At 35.1% G+C, this 25,518-nt stretch carries 28 protein-coding genes, 1 other RNA gene and 1 pseudogene; 22 read left to right on the top strand and 8 right to left on the bottom strand.

Features of this window, described 5'->3' with window-relative positions; genetic code table 11:
* Positions 1-19: 19 nt before the first annotated feature.
* Positions 20-931 carry a homocysteine S-methyltransferase gene (gene mmuM, locus EKM64_RS07365; protein WP_125677152.1) on the top strand — a complete coding sequence of 304 codons (912 nt, stop codon included), beginning with the start codon at positions 20-22 and terminating at the stop codon, positions 929-931.
* Between the two features lie 44 nt (positions 932-975).
* On the opposite strand, the gene add is transcribed toward mmuM, so the two are convergent.
* Positions 976-2,001, bottom strand: coding sequence for an adenosine deaminase (gene add, locus EKM64_RS07360; protein WP_125677150.1), 1,026 nt, complete (start codon positions 1,999-2,001; stop codon positions 976-978).
* 201 nt (positions 2,002-2,202) lie between these two features.
* On the opposite strand from add, the gene EKM64_RS07355 reads away from it, so the two are divergent.
* Positions 2,203-3,540 (top strand): NCS2 family permease, encoded by a 1,338-nt coding sequence (locus EKM64_RS07355; RefSeq protein ID WP_318530741.1) that lies wholly within the window; start codon positions 2,203-2,205, stop codon positions 3,538-3,540.
* Positions 3,541-3,607: 67 nt separating this feature from the next.
* Here the strand turns inward: EKM64_RS07355 and EKM64_RS07350 are convergent, their stop codons facing one another.
* From EKM64_RS07350 to EKM64_RS07340, 3 genes are all read right to left on the bottom strand, one after another.
* Positions 3,608-4,459 (bottom strand): glycerophosphodiester phosphodiesterase, encoded by an 852-nt coding sequence (locus EKM64_RS07350; RefSeq protein WP_125677148.1) that lies wholly within the window; start codon positions 4,457-4,459, stop codon positions 3,608-3,610.
* A 43-nt stretch (positions 4,460-4,502) separates the two neighbouring features.
* Positions 4,503-4,823: a DMT family transporter gene (locus EKM64_RS07345; RefSeq protein WP_125677145.1), complete on the bottom strand. Its 321-nt coding sequence runs from the start codon at positions 4,821-4,823 to the stop codon at positions 4,503-4,505.
* A gap of 127 nt (positions 4,824-4,950) precedes the next feature.
* Positions 4,951-5,796 (bottom strand): aldo/keto reductase, encoded by an 846-nt coding sequence (locus EKM64_RS07340; protein WP_125677143.1) that lies wholly within the window; start codon positions 5,794-5,796, stop codon positions 4,951-4,953.
* 117 nt (positions 5,797-5,913) lie between these two features.
* On the opposite strand from EKM64_RS07340, the gene EKM64_RS07335 reads away from it, so the two are divergent.
* Positions 5,914-7,044, top strand: a complete 1,131-nt coding sequence (locus EKM64_RS07335; protein ID WP_125677141.1) for a glycerate kinase family protein — start codon at positions 5,914-5,916, stop codon at positions 7,042-7,044.
* Positions 7,045-7,062: 18 nt separating this feature from the next.
* On the opposite strand, the gene EKM64_RS07330 is transcribed toward EKM64_RS07335, so the two are convergent.
* Positions 7,063-8,043 (bottom strand): cation diffusion facilitator family transporter, encoded by a 981-nt coding sequence (locus EKM64_RS07330; RefSeq protein WP_125677139.1) that lies wholly within the window; start codon positions 8,041-8,043, stop codon positions 7,063-7,065.
* A 92-nt stretch (positions 8,044-8,135) separates the two neighbouring features.
* Positions 8,136-9,323 (bottom strand): MFS transporter, encoded by a 1,188-nt coding sequence (locus EKM64_RS07325; protein ID WP_125677137.1) that lies wholly within the window; start codon positions 9,321-9,323, stop codon positions 8,136-8,138.
* A gap of 231 nt (positions 9,324-9,554) precedes the next feature.
* Here EKM64_RS07325 and EKM64_RS07320 point away from each other — a divergent pair, with 231 nt between their 5' ends.
* The 9 genes and pseudogenes from EKM64_RS07320 to EKM64_RS11650 all read left to right on the top strand — a co-directional run bounded on the left by EKM64_RS07320 (position 9,555) and on the right by EKM64_RS11650 (position 14,999).
* A complete protein-coding gene (locus EKM64_RS07320) occupies positions 9,555-9,911 on the top strand; it encodes an HIT family protein (protein WP_125677134.1) in 357 nt (118 codons plus the stop codon).
* 3 nt (positions 9,912-9,914) lie between these two features.
* Positions 9,915-10,874: a phage portal protein gene (locus EKM64_RS07315; RefSeq protein WP_125677132.1), complete on the top strand. Its 960-nt coding sequence runs from the start codon at positions 9,915-9,917 to the stop codon at positions 10,872-10,874.
* Entirely contained in the window at positions 10,867-11,259 is a 393-nt protein-coding gene (locus EKM64_RS11660) for a phage minor capsid protein (protein ID WP_125677130.1), read from the top strand. Before EKM64_RS07315 ends, EKM64_RS11660 begins: the two co-directional genes overlap by 8 nt.
* Complete coding sequence (locus EKM64_RS11655; protein ID WP_125677128.1) at positions 11,243-12,472, top strand: phage minor capsid protein; 1,230 nt, start codon at positions 11,243-11,245, stop codon at positions 12,470-12,472. The genes EKM64_RS11660 and EKM64_RS11655 overlap by 17 nt, the downstream gene beginning before the upstream one ends.
* Positions 12,456-12,635: a hypothetical protein gene (locus EKM64_RS07300; RefSeq protein ID WP_125677126.1), complete on the top strand. Its 180-nt coding sequence runs from the start codon at positions 12,456-12,458 to the stop codon at positions 12,633-12,635. Before EKM64_RS11655 ends, EKM64_RS07300 begins: the two co-directional genes overlap by 17 nt.
* A gap of 94 nt (positions 12,636-12,729) precedes the next feature.
* Positions 12,730-13,302, top strand: a complete 573-nt coding sequence (locus EKM64_RS07295; RefSeq protein WP_164505323.1) for a phage scaffolding protein — start codon at positions 12,730-12,732, stop codon at positions 13,300-13,302.
* Positions 13,303-13,306: 4 nt separating this feature from the next.
* Positions 13,307-14,038: pseudogene (locus EKM64_RS07290) on the top strand (hypothetical protein); the annotation flags it as partial.
* Positions 14,039-14,169: 131 nt separating this feature from the next.
* Positions 14,170-14,871: a Fic family protein gene (locus EKM64_RS07285; protein ID WP_125677120.1), complete on the top strand. Its 702-nt coding sequence runs from the start codon at positions 14,170-14,172 to the stop codon at positions 14,869-14,871.
* Positions 14,868-14,999: a hypothetical protein gene (locus EKM64_RS11650; protein ID WP_263852833.1), complete on the top strand. Its 132-nt coding sequence runs from the start codon at positions 14,868-14,870 to the stop codon at positions 14,997-14,999. Before EKM64_RS07285 ends, EKM64_RS11650 begins: the two co-directional genes overlap by 4 nt.
* A gap of 275 nt (positions 15,000-15,274) precedes the next feature.
* Here the strand turns inward: EKM64_RS11650 and ssrA are convergent.
* Together ssrA and EKM64_RS07275 are read right to left on the bottom strand one after the other, a co-directional pair.
* Positions 15,275-15,642, bottom strand: a transfer-messenger RNA (tmRNA) gene (ssrA, locus tag EKM64_RS07280).
* A gap of 95 nt (positions 15,643-15,737) precedes the next feature.
* Positions 15,738-16,334, bottom strand: coding sequence for a cadmium resistance transporter (locus EKM64_RS07275; RefSeq protein WP_125677118.1), 597 nt, complete (start codon positions 16,332-16,334; stop codon positions 15,738-15,740).
* A 45-nt stretch (positions 16,335-16,379) separates the two neighbouring features.
* On the opposite strand from EKM64_RS07275, the gene EKM64_RS07270 reads away from it, so the two are divergent.
* The 10 genes from EKM64_RS07270 (at position 16,380) to EKM64_RS07225 (ending at position 25,518) form a co-directional block, all read left to right on the top strand.
* A complete protein-coding gene (locus EKM64_RS07270) occupies positions 16,380-16,739 on the top strand; it encodes an ArsR/SmtB family transcription factor (RefSeq protein WP_125677116.1) in 360 nt (119 codons plus the stop codon).
* 680 nt (positions 16,740-17,419) lie between these two features.
* Positions 17,420-18,460, top strand: a complete 1,041-nt coding sequence (locus tag EKM64_RS07265; protein WP_125677114.1) for a sulfurtransferase — start codon at positions 17,420-17,422, stop codon at positions 18,458-18,460.
* 19 nt (positions 18,461-18,479) lie between these two features.
* The gene (locus tag EKM64_RS07260; RefSeq protein WP_125677112.1) at positions 18,480-19,112 is read left to right on the top strand and encodes a YdjY domain-containing protein; all 633 of its coding nucleotides are present in this window, start codon (positions 18,480-18,482) and stop codon (positions 19,110-19,112) included.
* A gap of 15 nt (positions 19,113-19,127) precedes the next feature.
* On the top strand, positions 19,128-20,267 hold the full coding sequence (locus EKM64_RS07255) for a TVP38/TMEM64 family protein (protein ID WP_225420977.1): 1,140 nt from the start codon (positions 19,128-19,130) through the stop codon (positions 20,265-20,267).
* Positions 20,268-20,300: 33 nt separating this feature from the next.
* Positions 20,301-20,954, top strand: a complete 654-nt coding sequence (locus EKM64_RS07250) for a TVP38/TMEM64 family protein (RefSeq protein ID WP_125677110.1) — start codon at positions 20,301-20,303, stop codon at positions 20,952-20,954.
* Between the two features lie 12 nt (positions 20,955-20,966).
* Positions 20,967-22,211, top strand: coding sequence for an ABC transporter substrate-binding protein (locus tag EKM64_RS07245; protein ID WP_125677108.1), 1,245 nt, complete (start codon positions 20,967-20,969; stop codon positions 22,209-22,211).
* Positions 22,201-23,076, top strand: coding sequence for an ABC transporter permease (locus EKM64_RS07240; protein WP_164505322.1), 876 nt, complete (start codon positions 22,201-22,203; stop codon positions 23,074-23,076). The genes EKM64_RS07245 and EKM64_RS07240 overlap by 11 nt, the downstream gene beginning before the upstream one ends.
* Complete coding sequence (locus EKM64_RS07235) at positions 23,066-23,860, top strand: ABC transporter permease (RefSeq protein ID WP_125677106.1); 795 nt, start codon at positions 23,066-23,068, stop codon at positions 23,858-23,860. Before EKM64_RS07240 ends, EKM64_RS07235 begins: the two co-directional genes overlap by 11 nt.
* On the top strand, positions 23,860-24,846 hold the full coding sequence (locus EKM64_RS07230; protein ID WP_125677104.1) for an ABC transporter ATP-binding protein: 987 nt from the start codon (positions 23,860-23,862) through the stop codon (positions 24,844-24,846). The genes EKM64_RS07235 and EKM64_RS07230 overlap by 1 nt, the downstream gene beginning before the upstream one ends.
* Positions 24,847-25,518, top strand: coding sequence for a TIGR04283 family arsenosugar biosynthesis glycosyltransferase (locus EKM64_RS07225; protein WP_125677102.1), 672 nt, complete (start codon positions 24,847-24,849; stop codon positions 25,516-25,518).

Below are 25,518 nucleotides of genomic sequence, written 5' to 3'. Positions count from 1 at the left end.
AAGGAATTGAAGGTGCAAAATGATTAATTATATTTCTGATCAACTAAAAAATAATTCTCTATTGGTACTTGATGGAGCGATGGCAACTGAATTGGAGAAGCACGGCATTGATACCGATAATGAGTTGTGGTCAGCTATGGCATTAATCAAGAATCCTGAGGCCATCAAGGAAGTACATGAAAGTTACTTTAAGTCTGGTGCTAAAGTAGCTACGACCAATACCTATCAGGCTAACGTGGGAAAATTTCAACAATTCGGTTTGAGTGAAACTGAATCAAAAAAATTAATTATTAAAGCGGTACAACTTGCTCAATCGGCCAAAGGAGAGTTCAAAAATAGTGACTTATTGGTCGCCGGTAGTATTGGGCCATATGGTGCGTATTTGGCCGATGGTAGTGAATATCGTGGCGACTACGATTTATCAATCACTGAATTTATGAATTTTCATCGTCAAAGAATGCAACTTTTGAATGAAGCTCAGGTTGACTTATTTGCATTTGAAACACAGCCAAATTTTGAAGAAACCAAGGCTCTATCCAAGTTACTGAATACTGAATTTCCCAGGAAAACTGCCTGGATGTCATTTAGTATCAAGGATAGTCAGACACTTTGTGATGGCACGCCGTTGAATGAAGCAGTGAAGTACTTTAATGATAACCAACAGATTGCCGCGATCGGAGTGAATTGCACTAAATTAGAAAATATTGAAGATTCTATTGTTAACATTAGAAAAGTAACAAAGAAACCGATCGTCGTTTATCCTAATAATGGAGATATCTATGATCCTAAAACAAAAACTTGGCAACCTAATCCTCAAACTAGGTCTTTCAAAGAATTAGTACCCAAATGGATCGATGCCGGTGCCAGATTAATAGGTGGTTGTTGTAGAACTACTCCATGTGATATTAATGAAATAGCAGAATACTCATAGTTCGATCAAAAAACCGATACTTGAATGTAAGTATCGGTTTTTGTTTACTCTTCGTAATTATTAACGTAATTATCAATTTCGTTCAAATATATTTGTTTCTGAACAGGACTGATCCAAGAAGTTTCAAATGAGTTTTTGGCTAGCTTGATGATATCTTCTTTTGATACTTCGAATTCTGTATTCAAGGCAAGGTAATTGTCGCTAATATAGCCTCCAAAGTAGGCTGGATCATCTGAATTTATTGAAATTTTTATACCTTGATCTAGTAAGTCCAAGATTTCTTTACCTTTAGAATCATCAGAAATAAATTTATTAGATAGCGGACAAGTAGTCAAACCAATCTGAGTTTGTGCAACCCATCTGACTAAATCTGGATTTTCAACTATATTTGTTCCATGGTCCAAACGATTCACGTTTATGATTTCTAAAGCTTGTTTAATATGTTCAATAGAATTGACTTGATCAATGTCAGCGTGCATCGTAGTACGATAACCTTGGGAGGTAGCATTGGCAAATTGGTAAGCAAATTTCAAAGGTGGATTGTGATGTTCATCGGAGTCCAAACCGATACCGATAATTTTTTCACGATGATGTTGAGCCATTAATAATATCTCGTTAGCAGATTGTGCCGGCATATCTCGTAAAAAGCACATGATCAATTGTGCGTCGATATTTAAAGCCTTGGCATCTTGGCAAGCTCGATAGTAACCATTTATAACTGTATCAAAATTAATACCTCTAGCTAAATGTCCTTGGGGATCAAAGAACATTTCGACATGGCGAACATTATTTTCCTTCGCATGTTTTAAATATTCCATAGCAAGTTGATAAAAATCATCTTCAGTTTGAAGAACCATCATACTTGAGTAATAGACAGCTAGAAATGATGGTAATGAATTAAATTTATAGGTTTTCCGTATATCTTCAACATTCGTCTGACCAATATCAATATGATTCTTTTGAGACAAAGCGAGCTTTAATTCGGGTTCTAAAGTACCTTCTAAATGAACATGCAATTCGGCCTTAGGAAGCCCGTAAACAAACTTTGTTGTGATAGTTTTTGAAAGCAAATGAATAACTCCTTACGTACTGTTTATAGTTAAGAATAATACACATTTTGCTGATAATCAAAGAATTTGGATAACTAAATCATTATAAAATACGAACAATATAATGGTTATACATTAAAAATAATCGTATTTTACTTGACCTTTGCTTTCATATTTGCGATACTTCGAGTATAGAAATATATTTTCAAAAGGAGATTAATATTGGAATCTACGGCAAAGGATTTAAGCTTCGTTGAACGATTATTTCATTTGAAAGAAGCAAATACAACTGTTAGACGTGAAGTATTAGCGGGTCTGACAACATTTGTTTCGATGGCTTATATTTTGTTTGTTAATCCACAAGTTTTGGGTGATGCGGGGATGGATAAAGGAGCTGTATTCACAGCTACGGCTCTTTCAGCGATTTTGGGATCAGTTTTGATGGCGATTTTGGCAAACTATCCAATTGCAATTGCACCAGGACTTGGAGATAATGCTTTCTTTACTTATTCGGTTGTTTTGGCAATGGGGATTCCTTGGCAAACTGCAATGGCGGGAGTTTTCATCTCAAGTATTCTTTTCTTGATATTATCAGTAGTAAAATTGCGTGAGATCGTAATTAATTCAATACCGCACGATTTGAAATTGGCTATTGCGGCTGGTATTGGTATTTTTATAGCCTTTGTTGGATTAAAAGGCGGAGGATTGATCGTTGGAAGCAAGTCAACTCTTGTAGCAATGGGTTCGTTCACTGTTCCAACAACATGGTTAACTATTTTCGGATTAATTGTTACGGGTATTTTAATGGCTAGAAAGGTTCCGGGTTCAATTTTTATTGGAATGGTAATGACAACTATTTTGGGACTTATTACCGGACTTATTAAATTACCAACTCATATTATTTCGACAATTCCTAGTTTGAAACCAACATTTGGAGTCGGGATTGCTCACTTAGGTGATATCAGCCAACCACAACTTTGGGCGGTTGTTTTGATATTTCTGTTAGTGGCATTCTTTGATACGGCAGGAACTCTGATTGGACTAGCTGAACAGGCTGGCTTCATGAAAGATAATAAAATGCCAAGAATCGGACAAGCACTTATGGCTGATTCAATTTCAATGCTGGGTGGTTCGGTAATGGGTACAACTCCAACTGCTGCTTATGTTGAATCAAGTGCTGGTATCGCCATCGGTGGTAGAACCGGATTAACATCTTTAGTTGTCGGTGTAATGTTTGCTTTATCGATGTTCTTTTCACCACTTTTAATGGTTGTTACTACTAATGTAACTGCGCCTGTTTTGATTATTGTCGGTATTTTAATGGCCCAATCAATGAAGCAGATTCATTGGGAAAAATTTGAAATAGCCATGCCGGCGTTTTTGACAATTGTTGGAATGCCGCTAACTTACAATATTTCTTACGGTATTGCCTTTGGATTTTTGGCATATCCACTAACAATGATTGCAGCCGGTAGAAGAAAAGAAATCAATCCAATAATGTACATTCTTTTCTTCATCTTTATCGGATTACTTTATATAATTAATATTCTTCCAGGTTAAAATTATTTTGCACCAAAAAGGGCAGGTATACTGATAGATTTCAGTATACCTGCCCTTTTAATGTTTACTATTTCCATTTGTGGATCAGTTTCAAAGTTTCTTTAGTATTATTAGTAAATAAACTGTCAACTTTATAGGTCTTCAATGCGTTGTAATTATCATTATAAGTGTTGATAATCCAAGTATTGACCTTAAAACCATTTTTGTGAGCAGTTTTAATTATTTTAGGTGTTAACTGTTCCAGTGGAACCGATACGAAAGTAATATATTTAGGTGCATTATTAATCTTTTCTAAGTATTGTCGCTGGGTTACAGAATCCATTAGCCAAAGGATCGGAACATTTCTTTGAGATTTTTTACTGTGAAATTCCTTAATACCAGGAATACTGGAATCTTGCATAATTACGTTTTTATTCATCTGGTAATTATTCAATTCTTTAACAAGAGCTTTTTCTGTATCAGTATTATCGCCAGCATTTTTCTTGGTTTCAATAATATAGTGGATCGATTTTTTGTACTTATCGAAAACATCACTTAGTTTATGAAGATTTTCACCGTTACGCAATTTTACAGTTGAAAGCTGATCTGTTGTTGATTCAGAGATGTTAATATTTTTCCCAGTTGAATTCTTTAAATTATTATCGTGAGAAACATAAAGAACATTGTCTTTGCTGAGCCAAACGTCCTGTTCGATATATTGACCACCATCTTTAATGGCTTGATCGTAACCTTTGAATGAATGGTCAGGACTATTGTAAGGACTACCTCGATGTGAAAATACCAGTGGTTCACTCGCAGAGGCATGATTGACATCATGTTCAACTGAACTCAAGTTATTTTTAGCAAAAACTGTGGTAGTTGTAAATGAGAATCCGATAATACTTATTAACGCAATAATTAAATATTCAATCCGTTTCATAATTCTTCCCTTGTTTGTTAATTTATGAATCCAATTTTACCACTTAATTACTGGTCGTAAGTTTGATTCCAATAATACTGATTAAAAGTAGAACGATAAAGAGCCAAGTTAAGAGGGATATTTTGTCACCGAAGAAAACAAATCCAACGATTATAGCTCCCAAAGCGCCTATTCCTGTCCAGATAGGATAAGCGATACTTAACGGCAATGTTTTAGTAGCCTTGGCCAATAGTATAAAACTGGCGATCATCCCTAAAATAGTTAAAGCAGTATAATTTAATTTAGTGAATCCATGGCTGAGCTTCATAGTTGTTGCCCAAATCACCTCGAACAAACCTGCAGTAATCAAATAAATCCAATTCATAATATTTTCCTCCAAAAAAATAGAGTACCCCTAGCAATTCCTTCTTAGGCCTAATGGAATTGTTAAGAGTACTCTTTTTCTATACACCCGGCGGTGGTATTGATTTCAAATAAGAATAGCAAATAACTTAAATAACTTCAAGTTGGGTGTTTTTATTTGGTTTTGGATATTCAGAATCAATTAATTTTAATTCGTCAGCAGTAAATTTAATATCAACGGCCGCCATATTATCTTTCAGATGTTCGATAGTGCTGGACTTAGGTATGCTGAGAATATTATGATTTCTCAAGACCCAGGCCAATAATAGCTGATAGACCGTGACATGTTTTTGTTTAGCCATTTCGATTAATATTGGTTTGATAGTTAGAAAATCTCCGCCATCTGAGCCAAAAGGTGAGTAGCCGATGAATGACATTTTGTGCTCCTTTTGCCATGGTAAAATCGAATATTCGATCCCACGACTGGCAACGTTATATAGATCTTCATTGACGCGGCATTCATTACCACCAGCCAGGCTATCGAGTTCTTTTAAATCAGCAATATCAAAGTTTGAGACACCCCAATTTTTAATATACCCAGCTTTTTGAACAGCCTGTAAACCTGCAATGGTTTCGGCCAACGGAGTTGCACCGCGCCAATGTAATAGATACAAATCTAAATAGTCTGTTTTAAGACGTTTGAGGCTATTTTCCAGACTACTTTTTATTAGTTCAGGAGTAGCGTGGTTAGGATAAAATTTGGAGATCAATTGAAAGTCATCACGATTGTAACCTTGAATGGCTTTTCCAATTAGTGTTTCAGATTTTCCATCACCATACATTTCAGCCGTATCCAGCACTGTTATGCCATGATCAAGACCATATTGAATTGTTTTCAATTCTTCTTCATTTTTGGCGTTGTTTCCTTCGCCCATACGCCAGGTCCCTAATCCAATAGCAGAAGCATTTTGTTGATTAAACGTAATTTGTCTCACGATGTTCCTCCTTTAAAATGTAATTAATATATCCATGCATAGCTTATCATAAAGCCAGTTTTACTTAAATTTTTGACTATGCTAGATTGGTATTAAAACATTTTTAGAAGGCATATCATGACAAAAATACTGATTGCAGCAGATTCATTTAAAGGCAGTGCTAGTTCAATTGAGATAAGTAATTATCTGGAAGTCGGCATTAAAAAAGCCGATAGTAATGCACAAGTGTATAAATATGGAATAGCTGATGGCGGTGAGGGGACTGTCGACAGCGTTGTTAATGCTTTAAATGGCCGAATCATTAAAACTACCGTTACCGGTCCATTAGGAGAATCAGTTTCAGCTAACTGGGGAATGGTCGAAAATCATACAGCCGTGATCGAAGTCGCCGAACCTAGTGGGATAACTTTGATAAAAGATCGACTGAACCCCGATAAAACCACTACCTACGGGGTTGGTGAGTTGATCAAAAAAGCTCTAGATCAGAATGCAAAGAAGATTTATGTTGGTTTAGGTGGCAGTGCAACTAATGACGGTGGGGTCGGAATGGCTCAAGCATTGGGTGTACATTTTTTAGATGAATTTAGAAATGAACTGTCATTTGGCGGTGGTAGTTTAGTAAACTTAGCCAAAATTGATATTTCTCAAATTGATCCTAGATTAAAGAATACAACCATCATAGCTTTATCTGATGTCAGTAATCCTTTAGTAGGAAAGACTGGGGCCACTGTAATTTTTGGTCCTCAAAAAGGAGCCACGAAAGATCAAGTTGTATCTTTAGAGAAAGGATTAAGAAACCTAGCAGATAAAACATTTCAAGTTCTAAATAAAGATCTCTCAATAAAATCGGGTGCAGGAGCCGCCGGTGGAGTGGGATTTGGTCTAATGGCTTTTTGCAATGCGACGGTAAAGTCCGGCATCACAGAAATTATGAAACTGATACATCTTGAACAGAGAATGAAAGATGTTGATTTAGTAATAACCGGTGAAGGCCAAATTGATGGTCAGTCTGTTATGGGCAAGGTACCGATCGGAGTAGCAAAATTAGCTAAGAAATTTGATTTACCAGTAATTGCAGTTGCTGGCAGTGTCGGTTCAGGGATCGAGCAAGTATATCAAAATGGTATTGATTTAGTTTTATCTTCAACAACAGGTCCAATGTCATTGAAGCAGGCTATACTACTAACACCACAATTATTAGAACAGGCAGGATATACTGCTTATAAGGCTTTTTCATTAAATAGATAGTACCTCTAACAAATAAAATTATTTAATATCAGGTACTACAGTAATAGTGGTATCAAAAACATTAAATTTTTCTCGTAGCTTATTTTCAATTTGTTCATCGAGATCATAAATGTCAATAGTTGTTTTATTAGGGTCGATCAAAATAAACATGTCGACGATAAAAATATTTCCGTTGTAACGACTGCGCAATTCTAAAACATCATGAACATCTGGTATTTTTAAAACAGCTTCTTTAATACTATGTTCCAGAGTAGGGTCAACATAGTCAGCAAGATTTAGTGTGCATTCCTGAAAGATCATCAGCCCAGACCAGAGAATAAATATTCCGATGGCGATACTGACAACACTATCTAGCCAAGGTAATCCTAAAGAATAAGATAATAAAACGGTGACCATTGTTCCCAAACTGGTAATGACATCGCCAAAACTATCTTTAGCGGCTGCTAAAAGGGATGTACTGTGCAATTTTTTACCATTGTGATGGTTCAGATACCAGACGATAATCATTAATAATGTTGCCATCCCAGCACCAGCGGCGGATAACAGATTAGGGCTGGTTTTTCCTTTTAAATGAAATAATCCAACTCCACCTTGAACGATGATCTGTAAAGCAATCAAGATGATAACAAAACTAGTTATCAGCGTGAAGACAGTTTCCAGTCGGAATCTTGATAATTGTAGTGTGTTTTTACTACGTCCATATTTTTTGGATAGAGGTTTTCCGACAAAATCATCATCGTCAATATTAGTAGCCTCAAATAATCCAATTATTAAAATAACTGTTGAAATAACACCGGATAAATTGTTAAATGCATCAGCTCGTAAGGCTTGTGAATTGCCAATGATTGATAGCCAATATTCTATTATTGTTATCACAATGTAAATACCAACATTGATCCAAAGTGAATTTTTAGCAGAATTCAGATTTTTGATCTCATTTTGACGAATGATATTTTTTTGACTGGTTTCCTTTAAAAAGTGTTTAGTAAGTGTGTTCATTAAATCAGATCCTTTTGCATGTTCTCAAGTACTTAATTATAGGGTTATTTTTGAAAAATAAAAAGGCGTTTCCATTTTTGGAAACACCTTCGTTATGCTTTTTTAGGTATGATCGGAAATCTTTTAACAACTAATGTGAATAGGTAAGAAATTGCTAGAATAATAGCAGCAACGATATATGGATAGTGAGTATTCCAGTCCATCAATGCCCCAGACATTAGAGGTCCGATAATATTACCGATACTAGTTAGTGACATGTTCATACCATTGATCAAACCTTGGTTACTTTCACTAGACTTAGTTAAAAGCGTAGTGATAGCAGGTCTCAATAAATCAAAGGCGGAGAAGATGATCAATGTAGCTACGATAACTTCGATTTTTGAATGAGCTTGTGTGATCCAGAAAACACAGATGGCACTGAGTAGAAAACACCAGCTGATCAAGTTCATTTCACCAATTTTAACAATAATCCAATTGAAGGCAGTCACTTGTAAAATAAGGGAAATGATCCCGTTTAATGTCAAAACTAGAGCGATTGTTCCTAGTCCAAAGTTAAAAACTTGGTTAACGTAGATACTATAAATACTTTCGAATCCTTGTAGTCCAAAAGATGCTACTAAGATCATAGCGAAAAGCATTACCATTGGAGCAGTTAGGATAGCTCTAATTGAAGAGATACCTTTTTTTTGTTCTCGAAGCTGTTCCTCTTTTTCCAGTTCGCGTGTTTTGTTATCTTCTTTAAGGAATACTTGAGTAAAGATAGCACTGATCAATCCCATAACTCCGGCAACCCAGAATGGTGTTTTGTAGTCAATATTGGCTAACATACCACCAAGACCAGGGCCAAGGATCAAACCGCCACTAAAAGCAGCCGACAACCAGCCGATAACTTTGGCACGATTCTTCAAATCAGTTAAGTCTGCAGCAAGAGCCATTGAAGTTGGAATAACCATAGCGGCAGAAATACCACCAATAATTCTTGATAAATTAAAGATTGGCAGTGATATTGCCATAGCAAAAATAAATTCTGAAATCATGTAAATGAATAGTCCTATGGCAATGACTGGTTTACGTCCAACCCTATCGGATAATTTTCCGACGATCGGTGAAGCGATAAACTGTGCAAAAGCGAATAATGACGTCATCACTCCCATGTCAGATGTTGTATAATGGAACTCATTCTTGATAAATGGCGTGACAGGTATTACCAAACCAATTCCTAAACAGATTAAAAAGTTACTGAATACTAAGATATAAATGGATCTTTTGTTTTTCCCCATATTTTACCTCCCTCATAATTTATTAAAATTCAGAATAAAAACCGATAATTCGAGTTTGGCACTCGATTATCGGCTTTTTTATTAAAAACATTAAGATAAACAATACACTTAAATATCAATTATGTCCATTAATATATTCTGAAGATTATAAGCACATATAATAGAAGAAAAAGTTAGATCATTAATAAAGAATGTTAAAATACCACTATATTAGGGAAGGCGAATTAGATAATGAAAGACTGTATATTTTGTGATCCAAAAAATAGAAACTATGTGATTGAGAACGAATATGCAGGGATGCTATTCGATATTCACCCTGTAACAAAAGGGCATTCTTTGATAATTTCAAAAAGGCATCATCCAACTTTCTTCGATGTTCCCAAAGAGGAAATGGTCGCCATGTATAGTTTATTGAATGAAGCAAAAAAATATTTGGACAATGAATTTCATCCAGATGGATATAACATTGATGTTAATGTTAACCCTGCAGGTGGTCAGGCAATCATGCATTGTCATATCCATTTGATCCCTCGATATCATGATGGGAAAATTGTATTCACCAAGTTTCCCGACGATCTTAGTAAATAAAAAATTGATGATGATTCGTATCAAATTACTAACGAATTATATAGAAGTGATAGTAAGCACGAAGTTGGTACACGCTATCCATTAAATACAATATATCCCGATTTAGAAGAAGTGGTTAAATTATCTGGTAATCAGATGGTTAGACCACTTTTTGTTTACCTAAAAATGCCTGGAGCTAACAATATTAACCTTGAAAGTCCATTAGGTGTTGGTATCGTTGATAACTGTCATGCTACTCTGGATAACTTGAACATGACGCATGATTCGTTTATGTGGGAAGTTAAGAATGGACGTAGAACAGTGGCAGTGCCTGAATCAATGATGAGGTTTGATGACACAGCACACAAGCCAACCTTTAATACTGACACTGACGTGTTTATTAAGTTGATGGGTGAAGCTGATATGAATATCACTGACTTAACTCATGATATTAGGGTTCAACAATATACAGATTCGATTAATTACTGGTTAAAGGAGTTAGAAGCCGATGTTGGGATGTCGCCTGGTTCATTTAGTTTTGACGCCAACACTGGTATGAAGACGGCTACGGAAGTTGTATCTGAGAACAGTCTTACATATCAGACACGATCGAGCCTGCTAACTAATGTATCTGAGTTCATCGAAAACATATGTGTATCTATCCTTGAATTAGCGATGACCAAAGAATTATTCAATGGTCAAACACCTAAATTTAGTGATTCCAATCTTGATTTAAACAATATCGGAATCAAGATTCACTATGATGATGGTGTGTTTGTTGATAAGGATAAACAAATGGATGAGGATCTCAAAAATGTAATTGCTGGTGCATTATCTAAGCAGACATTCTTAGCTCGAAACTATGGGTTGACCGATAGTGATGCATTAGATGAATTAGAGAAGATTAAATCAGAGCAAGAACCTACCACAGATACCACTTCGGGGGATGAAAACACCCTCTTAGGTGGTGGTGACGGTGATTAATGAGAACTACATGCAAAATAGCGCTGATGATATCACATCTCTTTACTCCAATTTGGAAAAGCAGATATTTAATCGAATAATCTTCTACTTAAAAGATTCAAACTATAAGGATGTCAATAAAGATAATGTGTTGATGTGGCAAGCCGAACAATTATCTAAGATGGGGATGCTGACGGATGACGTTATTAAATTATTATCAGAAGTAACTGGTCAAGCCGAACCGATGATCAAGAAATTGATCGTTGATAATGGAATCGAGATTGAAGACGATTTGAACTCTCAGTTATCCAATATGATGCAACGCTCAAAGATTAGTGTTGATAGCACAGCTTTATTGGGCGGACTGATGGGCCCAGACATATGGCAGCATGAACAACGTTGTTAATCAATCACTGATTAGTCGAAATTACGGACAGAATAGTGCTACTAGGACATATCAAGACATTATCAATAAATCTACCATTGAAACTATTGTGGGTCTTAAAACCCACGAACAAGCCGTATTCGATAACGTTAATAAATGGGTCAAAGCGGGGATGAAGACCAATCTAGTTGATAAGGCTGGTCACAACTGGTCGCTTGAAGGTTACACCCGAATGGTTATCAATACTGCCGCACATAACACATACAACAAAACACGTATGAATGTGATGGATAAATATGATGTAACTCTAGCTATGATGAGTAGTCATGCGGCCTCACGTCCTGCCTGTGCACCGATTCAAGGTTTAGTAGTTAATACGATTCCATCTAGTGATCCAAGATATAATCCAAAGTATGATTCAATCTATAATCATGGATATGGGGAGGCTGGAGGTACTCAGGGCATTAATTGCCATCATGAGTTGTTCCCTTATATTGAAGGAGTTTCAACTAACCCGTTTACTCATCCTGATACTGATGAGGCTATTGAAAAAGGTAAAATTCAGCAGAAACAGCGTGCACTTGAACGCCGTATTAAGAATGATAAAAAACAACTTAATGCGGCAAAAAAGATTGGTACGGCTGACGATATTAGTAAATTAAAAGCAAAACATAACCACCATTCGTCAGAAATAAAAAAATTGATTAAAGATAACGAATTCTTGAAACAAAATTATAGTCGTGAGAGAATACAACCAGTAAAACCCGAATTAACTCATGATGAAAAAGGCGCCATTTTAAAATATGTTTCATCAGACTCTTATAAGATAAATGATGCATTACGTAGAGGTACAAAGCTTTCAGATGAGCAACAGAAAACAATTAATGATTTAAATTCGGCTTTAAACAAACTTCCTAAATATAAATCAGATAAACCACTTTACAGGTCGTATTTTTTTGATAGAGAGTCATTGGGCGAATTCGTTTCAGACAAGAGTATTGGTGATGTTTATACTGAAAAGGGATTTTCTTCGACTTCTAAGTCAGTATATGATGACAATGATGATTTGAGAATTATCATAAGAAAATATTCTAATGCCGTTGATCTTAAAGGATACAATGATAATGAAAAGGAAGTTTTATTCAAAAATGGAACTTCTTTTAAGATTCTTAAACAGTATATCCAAAATGGATTACCAATCATGGAGGTTGAAGAATTTGAAAAAGAAAAATAGTGAACCATACTCTGATAGAAGGTGGCGTGGAGATTCTGATGAATTAAATCATCTATCTGTAATCAAAAAGGGTAATCCAACAAAAGAGCAAGAATTAGATCACGATAAATTTGTCGCTGGAGTAAGAAAAATTATTAATGATAAAAGAAAGAAGAACAAATAGTAATTGACCTAAGTAAGTCATTAAACTGCTTATTTTTTATGCAATCAATTCTGCGATGTCGTACATCGTAAAAAAACGTAAAAGGAGATTACGCATGAAAAGAGAATTTTTAAAAGACTTAGGTTTAACAGATGAATCAATTGAAAAGGTCATGACCGAATATGGTAAAGATGTCCAGGGTGTCAATTCTAAACTTGCTACGGCCGAGCAAGAAAGAGACAGCTTAAAATCTCAAGTAACCGATCGTGATACTCAAATCAAGGATTTAGGTGAAAAAGTTGGCAATAGTGATGATCTTCAAGAAACTATCAAGAATCTTGAATCCACTATTAAAGATAATGATCAGAAGGCTGCTAATGACTTGCTACAAGTTAAGCAGGGTAACGCAGTTGAAAACTACCTTAAGGATGCCGGTGTCAGGGATGTAAAGGCAGTAATGCCATTCATCGATACTGACACAGTTAAGTTTGATGCTGATAAATCTGAACTAACGGGATTAAAGGAGCAAGTGGACAATATAAAAACAGATCATGATTACTTGTTTCAATCCGGCGAACCAGACAAGTCAGCAATCAACGCAACCGCTGGTGGTAATCCTTCGGGAGCACCTACAAACGATGATGCATTTGCTAAAGCGCTGGGTCTACACAATATTAAGGAGGACTAAATAAATGGCTACATTTAATTACGCAACACAATATGGTCAACAACTTGATCAAAAGATTACAGAAGGGCTTGTTACAGCAACTTTGGGTATCCCCCAAGTTAACTGGTTTAATGGTGGTAAATCATTCAAGCTACGTAACATCACAACATCTGGGTTAAAGGATCACACACGTACTAAAGGATACAATGAAGGTTCAGTAACAGACGATGAGGACACATACACAATGGGTCAAGATCGTGATATTGAATTCTTCGTTGATAATCAAGATGTTGATGAAACTAATCAGGAATTAGCAATGGCCAATATATCCAATTCATTCATCACAACACATGTTCAACCTGAATTGGATTCATATAGATTCTCAACAATGGTTAAGAATACCGCTGATTTCGATGCGTTAAAGGAAACAGAAACAAAACATCAATTGAGTGAAACAATCACAAAAGATAATGCATATTCATCATTAAAGTCAGCCATTTTACCAATCAGGAAGTACAATCCCGCTAACATTACTGGATTCGTGTCATCAGCTACAATGGATGCTTTGGAACGTTCATCAGAGTTCAATCGTCAAATTACTAATCAAAATGTTGGATTAACAGCATTAGAATCACGTGTTACATCTATTGATGGTGTTCAATTAGTTGAGGTCTGGGACTCAAACAGATTCATGAGCGATTATGATTACACTGATGGAGCTGTCGCCACTGCCGGTGCGCAACAAATTAACTATCTATTTTGACGTTGAAGGGGATATCAAACCGACAACTATGGAAGACATTCGACAATGCTACCAAATAAATTAAAGAGGTTATCCATCTATTACAACAATAGATGGATAACCTCTTTTTTTGATATAATAGTAAAATGAAAGACTTCAAAATACTATATAAAAAAGTAAGGTATCAAGGTGTAATTTATTGGACCTATCAATCAGAGAAAGAAATTAAAGATTTGTTGTATATATTACAACGTCAGATGCATAGACAATATAAAAATCTCAGTGACAAGAAACTAACCGTTTCTAGTGAACCGGTGGATAATGAACATGGTGAAATAATAGTAGAGTTAGATGGTAAGGTATTAAAGAAATACTTAATTATGGGTATTGAAACTATATATTTGAACATGGATGATATGATTGAATATAATGAAGCTGCACAGGATATTTTTAAAGAAGATGGAGTTTATGGCAAAAGAGGAGTTACTGATAGTAGTACACTGGATTACACCGTAAGTTCTGTCAGAGATTCTTTTTGTTTTGATTTAGATACTAGTCCTTCGATTGCTCATAAAGCAGCAAAGTATTGGTATAGAACAGCTTACTATCAAGCGTTTTCTAATGGTAATAAGCGTACGGGATTAATTGCCGCACTAATGTTTTTGTATTTGAATTTTTACATTTTTGATAATGGACAAGATAAATCGGATTTGTATGAAAAAATTTCTATAAGAATTGCTAACGGAAGATGTTCGGAGTATGATGTCTACATGTTCATAATTGATAATGTTAGTTATGATATTGAACGAACTACGAAAAATTTTATTATGAGAGGTAAATCAAAATGAATAAAATTGTAAAAGTTTCTAATATTTACACTGAAGTTCAAGTTAAAGAAAACAAAAAAAATGCATTAAAAGAAATTTTAAGTCAAACCAGTGTAATTGACGCTTTAAAAAAGTTATCTACTCAGTAAATGATTAATAATTTCACAGTATTAGATCAAGTTAAAGATTGTCTAACATAAAAGATCCTCAGTCGTATAATTGCGATTGAGGATCTTTTTTAAAATAAAAATCGCTAGTCATATACGACTAACGATTGATTAAGGCCCTCGCGATGTAATTGTGTTTGTTGTGTCCGGATAATGTCCGGATTAATCAAAAATATTGAAGCTTATTGAAGCTTTTGAATTCCTAAACGTACATTTATCAACGATATCAAGACCTATGAAATTGGTTAAAATACTGAAAATGGAGGCGAGGGGAATCGAACCCCTGTCCAAGCATAATGCAATGCGAGCTTCTACACTCATAGTTGTACTATTTAAAATTTCGCCGCTATGAACGCCGCACAACCTGGCTAGCCATAGCGGCTAACCCCGATTAATCTCTTTTTAACTTGTTCAGGCTGGACAAATCAAACGTAGCTCAATTAATTTGAGACCCGGCTCTGACCCTTGAGCAAAATCAGACGGATCACGCTTAGACTGTTTTTAGGCAGCTAATGCGTATGAATTATTATTTTTTGCAGTTATAATAAACTGTGTGTTTTTACGGGACACGAAAACCGAAGTGCGACCCACACGCTACTACACATGTCGAATCCAGAACGCCCCCAAAACGTTCCTTACAATAATAACGAATTTCTAATGATTTGGCAAACGAATAAGCCTCATCCACTTAATAAAATATTCTTTAACAAAATTAATCATCTAAAAGATATGTTCAAAAGTACCACTTTCAATCAAGATAAATAATCCAATTCCAATATATACGATTGCAGTAATATACTTACCCCATTTTTCTAAAATGTCAGCCACTTTAGGAATTCGTACTAATAAATATCCAATATAACAAAATAACGTCAGCATGAAGAAGAAAGTAATCAGGATAATTATTAAACTGCTGACACTTGATTGAACAAAGATCGGTACGTAAATACCTATATTGTCGGCACCACAAGTAGCAACAGTTATTAAAGCAACGTTTATGATTACATTGGAACGCCTATTCATGCCATTTTCAACTGCATCATCGTCGTCATTTTCGCCAAAAAATAATAATTTTAGTCCCATTAATATAGGAATTAAACCTAGAAATCCTAAAACCCATTCTTGAGGAATGAACCCAAGTACAAACGCCATGATCAAACTGCTGATAACTAGAATGGAAGTTCCAAGGATATCTCCAAAGTAAACTAACCATTTTTGTTTTGGTTTAGTTGACCCAAATATGACCATCAAGATTATTAAATAGTCTATACTGGTAGATATATATGCTGTTACACCGGTTAAAATAGCTTTTAACATTTTATTACCTCGTTTCAAATATATTTCATATGATAACATTGTCATATGAAAACATCAACATATGTAGGAGGAATCAATTTGGACGATATCAAACTTATTGAGCCAAAACTACTAGATGAATCACAGAAAATATTAAGGATGCTCAATAATCCAATAAGGTTGCAAATGCTCAATATTTTAGAACAAAAAGAAATGAATGTCAGCGAGATCGTCAATTTACTTGAAATCGAACAATCAGCCGTTTCACATCAATTAGCTCTTTTAAGACAATATCAATTGGTTAGTACCAAAAAAGTCGGTAAATCCAATTATTACAAATTAAATGATCCACATATTTTAGATGTTATTGATGAAACACTAGAGCATGCCGATCATGTTATGCGAGGGAAGACACATGGTGAATAAAAACGTTATTCACAAATGGAAATTTTAGTTATTGTATGTGACTATAATTAAGGATTTTAAGAAATAATACTTAAGAGTAACGATGTTTGAATTCTTACGGCAGTAAAATTAAACCGACAAAATCAATGTAAGAATTAATAAGAAGTAATTCTATCCCGTTGTCTACTTCGAATCTTTTCACAAAATAGTTATAGTAGTGGTAATCGATCGTATACACTTAATAATATTTATTATTTAGAAAAGAAATTTATTGATGATACACTATCATGCCGATAGTACATTATAACGATAATAATTAACGTGTTTTGTTTAACGATACTTCGGTATCGTTTTTTTGTGTTCAGCCATTTAGTACAGAGTGTGAACTTGTGATACATTTTCAGTAACTGATTTTTATCTTAATAAAGGAATTGTCAAAGTAAACTAGAGACGTGTTCAGTAAAAATGGTCAAAAATGACAAATTGTCAACTAATTTGCTTACAGTGTATTAATATTTTTTTAGAGATGATATAATGGAAGCGCTACAAATGAAGAAATTAACAAAGATTGTTCGCGGATCAAGAACACGTTTTTTAATTTGAATCTGGGTAAATTTTAGAACAAATTTTTGGCATTAATGCAATTTTTGTAAATTTTTTCTTTTTGTAATGAACTTATAAAAAAATTGGGGGAATTGGCTATGAAAAAGTTCAAAAAACTTTTCTTAACAGCAACAGTGCTTTTGGCTGGTGTTAGTTTGGCTGCCGCATTGCACACTACTAATGTTAGTGCTGATGCAATTGCATCAAACGACGACACAGAACAAACTGACGGTCCAAGAGTATTCGTTAGTCCTAAATGGACAAACAAAGTAATTAATGGAAAGACAGATGTTAAGAATTATAAAGTCTTCGAAGCATCATATGGTAATGACAAGACTTTTAAGAAGGGTCACATTCCTGGTGCTCGTCACATTAATACTAATTCTGTTGAATCAGAAGCAAATCAATGGAACCTTCTATCAACAAGTAAGATCCAAAAGCTTCTATTAAAGAATGGTGTTACAAGTAAAACAACATTGATCGTCTATTCAACAGACGTCAATGCTGCTTCAAGAGTTGCCTTTGCAGCATTCACTTCCGGTGTTAATAATATCAAAATCGTAGACGGTGGATACAATGGCTGGACTAAAGGAAATTATAAAGTACAAAAGGGTGTAGCTAAGAAAGTTACTGTAGCTAAAGACTTTGGCGATAAGAATCCAGAAAATGCCAAATATGAAATCAAGACACCTGCTGATTTCAAGAAGCAACAAAAAGAAGATCCTAATGTTATTTTAGCAAGTACTCGTTCATGGAAAGAATTCACTGGTAAGACTAGTGGTTACTCATACATCAAAGACAAGGGTGAACCAAAGGGTGCTGTTTATGCTAAGTCAAGTAAGACAAGTGCCGATGTAGCTTACTTATTAAATAAAGATGGCACTGTTAAATCAGCTGCTGATCTAGCTCCAACATGGGAAAAATGGGGCATTAAGTCAGACAGTAATATTGACTTCTATTGTGGTACTGGTTGGCGTGCAACTACAGCCTTCTTTATTACATACCAAGCTGGCTGGAAGAATGTTCATGTATATGATGGCGGTTGGTTCGCATGGGACAAAGCTCATAAGAAGAACCCATCTAAGTATCAAGTTCAAGTAGGAGATCCACGTTCAAAGGATGTTAAAATTCTTAAATAAAATATAGGGGTATACTTTAATGAAGAAAAAAAGTCTATTAATTAGCTTTTTTGCTAGTCTGTTGGTAATTATTGGCATGTTTGCCGTTTCAGATGTTACAGCACAAGCAGCCAAGTTATCATCAGATAATCCGATTCAAATGAACAAAAAGAAAAAAACAATTACAATGTTAACAACAGTTAACGGAACTTACTTTACACAAGGCACACGTCACGTAATCGTTAATGTTGATGGAACAAATGGTAACAAATCACTTTTGAAAACTGATGTACAGCCAAAAACAGTTTATAACGATTTAAAGAAGTTTGGCGCAAAACCTGGCGATAATGTAACAAAGGAATCAAAACCAGGTACAAAGGTTAAAGGTACAAAAGTTCAAGTTTATTTCGTAATTAATGGTAAGAAAATGAGAGCAGAAAAAGCTGTTCAAGTTAATGGTAAAGATGTTAAAGATCTTGGTTTCAAGTTTGGTGGAAACATGGCTATGAATAACAAGATGAAGACTGGTTGTGTTCTATGTTTCGATAGCTGTGCTGTAGGTACTGTTTCAGGTTCTAAATATGGATCATCATATGGCGAACATTTCACTGGTAAATCAAGTGTTCTACCAAAGGATGGCAAACAAGTTAAAGTTATTATGCAAGTTAAATAAAGAGGAGATAATTAGATGACAAGGTTACGGATTCTTTATAACGGAGTCGTCATAGGTATTCTTTGTTCTTTAATGGCTTGGAAATCCACTTGGCTGCAAATGCGTATTCCTTTAGGGTGGATAATACCTATAGTGGCGATAATTGTTTATCTTTGTTACATGTATTATGGTAAACATCTGCAACAAAACTGGGCAATCTTTAGATTCCCAGAAACACTGGGTATTACAGTCGTCACATTCCTATTACTATTAATGACATATAGATGGCAACCATTAATTGTTGTTCTGGGAGCAACAGTTCGTGAATTATTCCATGCACAGTGGTCGTTTGGGGTCACTTCTGGAATTATCTTTGCCGTTTTGATTGTTTGGTTAATTGCTTTATATGTTGATAGTAAAAAACATCCGATTGCTAAAATTGAATCTGGAGATAAGATTAATAAATTAACTACTCAAAGTAAGATTAGTTTAGTTTTGACTCTTGTTTTCCTAGGTCTTTTGATCGGTTTTTATTACTGGATCCCGGCTTATAAAGATTTCATTGATACAATGACTGCTTTATTAGCAAAATTAGATATTAAAGGTGTCAGAGATTATATTGATAGCTTTGGTATGTGGGGACCTTTAATTTCAACATTATTGATGGTTTTCCAATCTGTTTTGGCTCCACTTCCAGCATTTGTTCTAACATTTGCTAATGCGTATCTATACGGATGGTACTTTGGTGCTGCATTATCCTGGGGTAGTGCTATGTTGGGTGCATTATTGTGCTTTTACATTGCCAGAGGTATCGGCCGTCCGTTAGCTGAAAAAATAATCACAAAACGTGCTCTAGCAAAAATGGATGGATTTTTCGATGAGTATGGTGATTATACAATTGTGATTTTACGTTTACTACCGTTTGTTTCTTTTGACGAAGTAAGTTATGGTGCAGGTTTCACTGATATGAAAGTTGGCAAGTTTATGATTGCTACCGGAATTGGTCAGTTACCAGCTACTATTGTTTATTCATTCGTTGGAGGAAGCTTGGGCGGAAGCAAGATGTTGATGTTTATGGGCTTGATCTCATTCATTATCTTGATCGTAGTTTCAATGGTCGTACGTAAAGTAATGATGAATAAACAACAAAACAAAAAATTAAATATGTCCAAATAATTGATAGTGTGACTGTGATTATGAGGTGTAGGAATGAAAAAAGTAGTAATTTTTATTGGTTTAATGATCGTAGGAATTATCTTCTTTTATGAAACCGGTTTGATCAATGAACTGCAAAATGTTTCGGCGATGCAGGCCTGGTTTCAAGAGCAAGGTTTTATTGGATACTTTGCTTTCATTCTATTGTGTATTATTACGGCCGTCTTTATGCTACCAGGAGGATTATTGGCTATCGTTGCCGGGATCGCCTATGGTGGATTCTTGGGCGGACTGTTAACCGTTGTTGGCAGCACAGTAGGGGCAAGTATTTCATTTGTTTTAGGCAGAACTTTGCTTAGAGATGCTGTAATAAAAAAATATGGTGATAAACCTACCTTTAATAAGATTATGAATGGTGTGAATGAGAATGGTATTTCGTTCTTAATTCTGACAAGATTGGTTCCAATTTTCCCTTATGCCTTGCAAAGCTATGCTTATGCATTGACACCAATGGGATTCTGGAAGTTCTCAACGATTTCGGGTTTAACAATGCTTCCAGCTTGTTTTATCTATGCTTACATGGCATCAGATATTCTGACTGAAGGTTTGTCGACATCGTTGTCGATCAAATTCGCCATTTTTGGTGTAATTCTTTTCTTATTGACATATATACCTAAAAAAATTGGGCAACATAAAAAAATGATATAGTGAGGGGATATTATGCGAGGCAAAAAGCTAATTGTATTATTAGCGTTTTTACTTCCTTTGTTTGTATTAGGTGGCTGCTCTAATAAGAGTAACGATTCTAAGGGATCAGAAATGCCAACTAGCTATAAAACAGCTTTGAAAGAAGCTAAAGGTAAGACTGTAACTTTCTATGGTTATGGTGGCTCTGATACACAAAATCGTTGGGTTGACGATGTTGTTACTCCAATGATGAAAGAAAAGGGTATCAAAGTTAAACGTGTTCCAATGAATATTGAAGATATTCTTAAGAAGTTGACTAATGAAAAAGAGGCAAATAAGAAATCTGGAAACATTGATGTTGTTTGGATCAATGGTGAAAATTTCTTAACAGCTAAAAAACTATCACTATTATCTGGCAATTTAGATAATTCTTTGATTCCAAATATGAAGACTTACATTTCAGGTAGCGATCCTGATGCTAAGAGTGATATGGGTACAAAGATCAACAATATGGAAGTTCCTTTCGGAAATGCCCAATTGGTTATGATCGGTAGTAAACAAATGTTTAACGGGGACTATCCAACTAGTTCAGATAAATTACTTTCATGGGCTAAAGAGAATCCTGGCAAGCTAACATATGTTGCTCCACCAGACTTTACTGGTAGTGCTTTCGTTAGAAACATTATTTATGAAACAGTCGGTTTTGATGCTATCAACAAAGCACCAGCAACTAAAGCAGGTGTTTACAAGGCTATCAAACCAAGTTTAGATTATCTAAATGAATTGAAACCATATCTATGGCAAGAAGGTAAGACATATCCTAAGACAAGTGCTCAAATGGATAAAATGTTTGCCGATCACCAAATTGCAATGACTTTCTCATATAATCAAATGTATGCCGCAACTCAAAGAGCTGATGGTAAGTTTACTGATGACGCCCATACATTTGTGTTTGATAAAGGTACCGTAGGTAACTACAGTTATCTTGCTGTTCCAAAGACATCTGATAATAAAGCAGCTGCTGCTGTTCTTATTAATACAATGTTGAGTAAGAAAGCAGAAACACAACGTTTGAAGGCCAAATATGGTTCAGCTATTCCTCCATATTCTGGAAGCAAAGTCCCAGCAAGTATAACTAATGATTTAAATGGTCAAGCTAAAGAAAACAATACTTTGACAATGGATGAATTATCTAAGAAACGTGTTCCAGAAGTTTCTGCTAAGAAGATTCCTATTATTGAAGATTTGTGGAAAGAACATGTTTTGAATGCTGACTAAAAGAAAACTTATTTTGTTATTAAGTCCGTTTTGTCTTTTCATGCTATTCTTCTTTTTCAGTGCCTTGGCTAAATCCTTAATAACCAGTTTTGGCTATTATCCATTAATGGGTATGGAAAAGTTGAGTTTGCATTATTATACTGATGCATTAAATGACAAAGTATTTCTAAGAATTTTTTTTAGAACATTCATCTTTGCTCTATTTAGTGCTGGTATGGCGTGTTTTATCGGGACAGTATTGGCGTTTCTTTTCAAAAGAAATGATAATCCATTTACTAAGCCCTTCTTTAAACTTGCTCAATTACCAGTCATGTTGCCACATATTTTTATTGTGTTGGCCTTGATTCAATTACTCAGTCAAACGGGTTTAGTATCAAGTTTGTTGACTAAAATTGGTATCATACATTCTTATAATAGTTTTCCACTACTATTGAACGACCAGTGGCAAATAGGAATTATCCTGACGTATTTATGGAAGGAGGTTCCTTTTGTTATAGTTTCACTAGTTTTGGTTTTACGACAAATGGACAATCGTTACCGAATCGTCGCTGACAATCTGGGGGCAACGAAATGGCAAACGTTTTGGAAAGTATCTTTACCACTATTGATGCCGGCAATCGTTAATGCTTTCATTATTAATTTCTCATTCAACTTTGGTTCTTATGAAGTACCTTATTTATTAGGTAATCAGACTAAAGAAATGCTGCCGGTATATATCTATGATCTCTACGTTCAGGGTGACTATACGCAATTGCCAATGATCATGAGCCTGAATTTGATATTATCTGTTTTCTCAATTGCATTTGCCGGGTTGGTGTTGTGGTTGAGTAAACATTTACCAGGGGGTCATACAGGTGGCATCTAAAAAAATCTTAAAATTATTAGTCTATTTATTGTTTGCTGTTTTAGTATTAATGCCCCTATTTGTGATTTTTATGTTAGCCATCAGTAAAACCTGGAATTATCCATCGTTGTGGCCTAAATGGGTCGATTGGGGATATTATTTCCGTTTTCTAATAACTAACGCAGAAATGCAAGCGTCACTATTGTCTAGTATGGAACTTGCAGTCGGAACTGTTGTATTGACAATTTTGATTGCATATCCTACCGCAATGGCGTTGTCATATTATGATTTTAAGGGTAAGAAATTACTAAATATTTTAGTTTATCTACCAATGATAATCCCTAGTATTGCCGTATTGACAAATATGGATTTCATTATGATCAAATATGGTTTGAACGGCAGCTTCTTTGGTGTGGTAAGTGCGCATACTTTGTTCTGTTTACCGTATGCAATTAAACTGTTATATGATAATTTAATATTATGGAAAGACAAATATGAGGTGACTAGTCGTAATTTAGGTGCAACGCCGTTACAAACGTTTTTTAAAGTGACTATTCCGCTTAATAAAAATGGTCTGCAAGGTGCAGTCATGATGAGTTATATTGTTTCGATGACTCAATATTTAGGAACACTTTTGATTGGTGACGGTAATTATATAACCTTATCAGTACGAATGTTTCCCTTCACAACTGAGGGCAAGTATCGAATCGCCGCAGTTTATGGAATAACGTTCATGTTGGTAACATTGATACCTCTATATTTGATCGATGTTTGGGTCACACATAAAGGAAGGAAGCTGGCTTAATGTATCATTTAGATAATATTTCCCAACAAAAGGGAAATACTCATATACTGCACGGAATCAATTTAACGATTGACGAAAACAGTATTTTTGCCATTCTGGGGCCTTCTGGAAGTGGAAAAACAACTTTGTTAAATATTTTAGCAGGGATCGATCGTCCTACAGACGGTAAATTCTTGAATGAAGACGGACAAGTGGAAAAAGGTATCATGGTATTTCAAGACTATCGGCTTTTTCCACATATGACCGTTTTTAAAAATATAACCTTTGGACTCAAAGTCAAAAAAACTAATAGTTCAGAATTGAAGCAACGAGCTAAAGATATTATGGAAACAATGGGAATATCAGAACTGATCGATCGTTATCCTGATGAATTGTCTGGGGGACAACAACAGCGGGTGGCCTTGGCACGTGCCTTGATCCTAAATCTAAAGTTATTGTTGATGGATGAACCTTTTTCTAGTTTAGATGAGGCTTTAAGAATTGAAATGCTCGATTTCGTTAAAGAATTACAGCGTAAATTTCAATTGACGATCGTATTTGTGACCCATTACAAAACTGAAGCATATATGTTATCTAATAAGGTAGCTATTTTGATCGACGGACAGATTATGCAAGTGGATGCCCCAAAACAATTGGAAAGTAATCCACAGAATTTGGCAGTGGCAAGATTTTTGGGACAAGCTAATTTTATTGAGGGAAGTTTGTCAAATAATGATTTTGTTTCACCTGTTTATTCAGGAAAAGTCAGAACTGTAACAGAAAAAGGTGTGCTATATTTACCTTTTTCTGGACAATTACAATTGAATAAAACCGAATATCCAGCTTTTAAGGGGAATATCCTCGAGAAGAAATGGATGGGTAGTAATTTGGAGCGTATCACGATTGAAATTGATCAAAAAACTGTTTATTGTGACTTAGCTTCAGAAAGCGTTGACGAGAATAAAACATATCAATTTTATTTTTCGAAATTACCAGTGGTGTTTTAAATGTGGTTAACAATAATTATTCCAACTTTTCATGATGATGATTCTCTAAAGGAAATTCTAAGTGAAATACAAAGTTGGCGACCAGTTGGTGTAGAAATTATAATTACTGACGGAGAAAAGAGAGCGCGTCCGAATTGGTTACCTGATAATGTGATTTATCTGAGTAGTAAAGCTAATCGAGGGTTTCAGTTACGATTAGGAGCCAAGAATGCTCAAGCTGATAAGTTGTTGTTCTTGCATGCAGATTCTCACTTCATCAAGGGGTCTCCATTAAGTCTGTTAAAGAAAACAACTGCTCAAATCGGATTCTTCAGAATTCATTTTGACGATTCAGCACTATTTTTCAAGGTTTTAGCTTTTAGCTCAAACATCAGAGCCAAATATTTAAAACTTATCTTTGGTGATCAGGGGCTGTTCGTGACTAAGAAAGTCTATCAAAAAGCAGGCGGATTTCCGGTTTTGCCACTGATGGAGGATTACGAATTCAGTCGCAGTTTGAGTAAATTACATATTGAGTTTGCTCAATTGAATTTACCAATCATGACTAGTGCACGGAAGTATCAAAATGAAGGGTATTTTAAGACATTTTTTAGAATGCAAAAAATAAGATTCTTTTATAGAATGGGTGTCAATCCAGAAATTCTGAAGAGAATGTATTACAGGAGAGGATAA

It is taken from the genome of Companilactobacillus keshanensis (assembly GCF_003946205.1).
GTDB lineage: Bacteria > Bacillota > Bacilli > Lactobacillales > Lactobacillaceae > Companilactobacillus > Companilactobacillus keshanensis.
This window is presented reverse-complemented; position numbering and strand designations above follow the sequence as displayed.

Excerpts from the sequence above, each read along its gene's own strand:
- EKM64_RS07245 (WP_125677108.1), top strand. The coding sequence starts at position 20,967 with ATGCGAGGCAAAAAGCTAATTGTATTATTAGCGTTTTTACTTCCTTTG.
- EKM64_RS07295 (WP_164505323.1), top strand. The coding sequence starts at position 12,730 with ATGAAAAGAGAATTTTTAAAAGACTTAGGTTTAACAGATGAATCAATT.
- EKM64_RS07230 (WP_125677104.1), top strand. The coding sequence starts at position 23,860 with ATGTATCATTTAGATAATATTTCCCAACAAAAGGGAAATACTCATATA.
- EKM64_RS07240 (WP_164505322.1), top strand. The coding sequence starts at position 22,201 with ATGCTGACTAAAAGAAAACTTATTTTGTTATTAAGTCCGTTTTGTCTT.
- EKM64_RS07330 (WP_125677139.1), bottom strand. The coding sequence starts at position 8,043 with ATGAACACACTTACTAAACACTTTTTAAAGGAAACCAGTCAAAAAAAT.
- EKM64_RS07350 (WP_125677148.1), bottom strand. The coding sequence starts at position 4,459 with ATGAAACGGATTGAATATTTAATTATTGCGTTAATAAGTATTATCGGA.
- EKM64_RS11650 (WP_263852833.1), top strand. The coding sequence starts at position 14,868 with ATGAATAAAATTGTAAAAGTTTCTAATATTTACACTGAAGTTCAAGTT.
- EKM64_RS07335 (WP_125677141.1), top strand. The coding sequence starts at position 5,914 with ATGACAAAAATACTGATTGCAGCAGATTCATTTAAAGGCAGTGCTAGT.
- EKM64_RS07270 (WP_125677116.1), top strand. The coding sequence starts at position 16,380 with ATGAAAACATCAACATATGTAGGAGGAATCAATTTGGACGATATCAAA.
- EKM64_RS07275 (WP_125677118.1), bottom strand. The coding sequence starts at position 16,334 with ATGTTAAAAGCTATTTTAACCGGTGTAACAGCATATATATCTACCAGT.
- mmuM (WP_125677152.1), top strand. The coding sequence starts at position 20 with ATGATTAATTATATTTCTGATCAACTAAAAAATAATTCTCTATTGGTA.
- EKM64_RS07325 (WP_125677137.1), bottom strand. The coding sequence starts at position 9,323 with ATGGGGAAAAACAAAAGATCCATTTATATCTTAGTATTCAGTAACTTT.
- EKM64_RS07260 (WP_125677112.1), top strand. The coding sequence starts at position 18,480 with ATGAAGAAAAAAAGTCTATTAATTAGCTTTTTTGCTAGTCTGTTGGTA.
- EKM64_RS07225 (WP_125677102.1), top strand. The coding sequence starts at position 24,847 with ATGTGGTTAACAATAATTATTCCAACTTTTCATGATGATGATTCTCTA.
- EKM64_RS07345 (WP_125677145.1), bottom strand. The coding sequence starts at position 4,823 with ATGAATTGGATTTATTTGATTACTGCAGGTTTGTTCGAGGTGATTTGG.
- EKM64_RS07250 (WP_125677110.1), top strand. The coding sequence starts at position 20,301 with ATGAAAAAAGTAGTAATTTTTATTGGTTTAATGATCGTAGGAATTATC.
- EKM64_RS07255 (WP_225420977.1), top strand. The coding sequence starts at position 19,128 with ATGACAAGGTTACGGATTCTTTATAACGGAGTCGTCATAGGTATTCTT.
- EKM64_RS07320 (WP_125677134.1), top strand. The coding sequence starts at position 9,555 with ATGAAAGACTGTATATTTTGTGATCCAAAAAATAGAAACTATGTGATT.
- EKM64_RS07285 (WP_125677120.1), top strand. The coding sequence starts at position 14,170 with ATGAAAGACTTCAAAATACTATATAAAAAAGTAAGGTATCAAGGTGTA.
- EKM64_RS11655 (WP_125677128.1), top strand. The coding sequence starts at position 11,243 with ATGAACAACGTTGTTAATCAATCACTGATTAGTCGAAATTACGGACAG.
- EKM64_RS07265 (WP_125677114.1), top strand. The coding sequence starts at position 17,420 with ATGAAAAAGTTCAAAAAACTTTTCTTAACAGCAACAGTGCTTTTGGCT.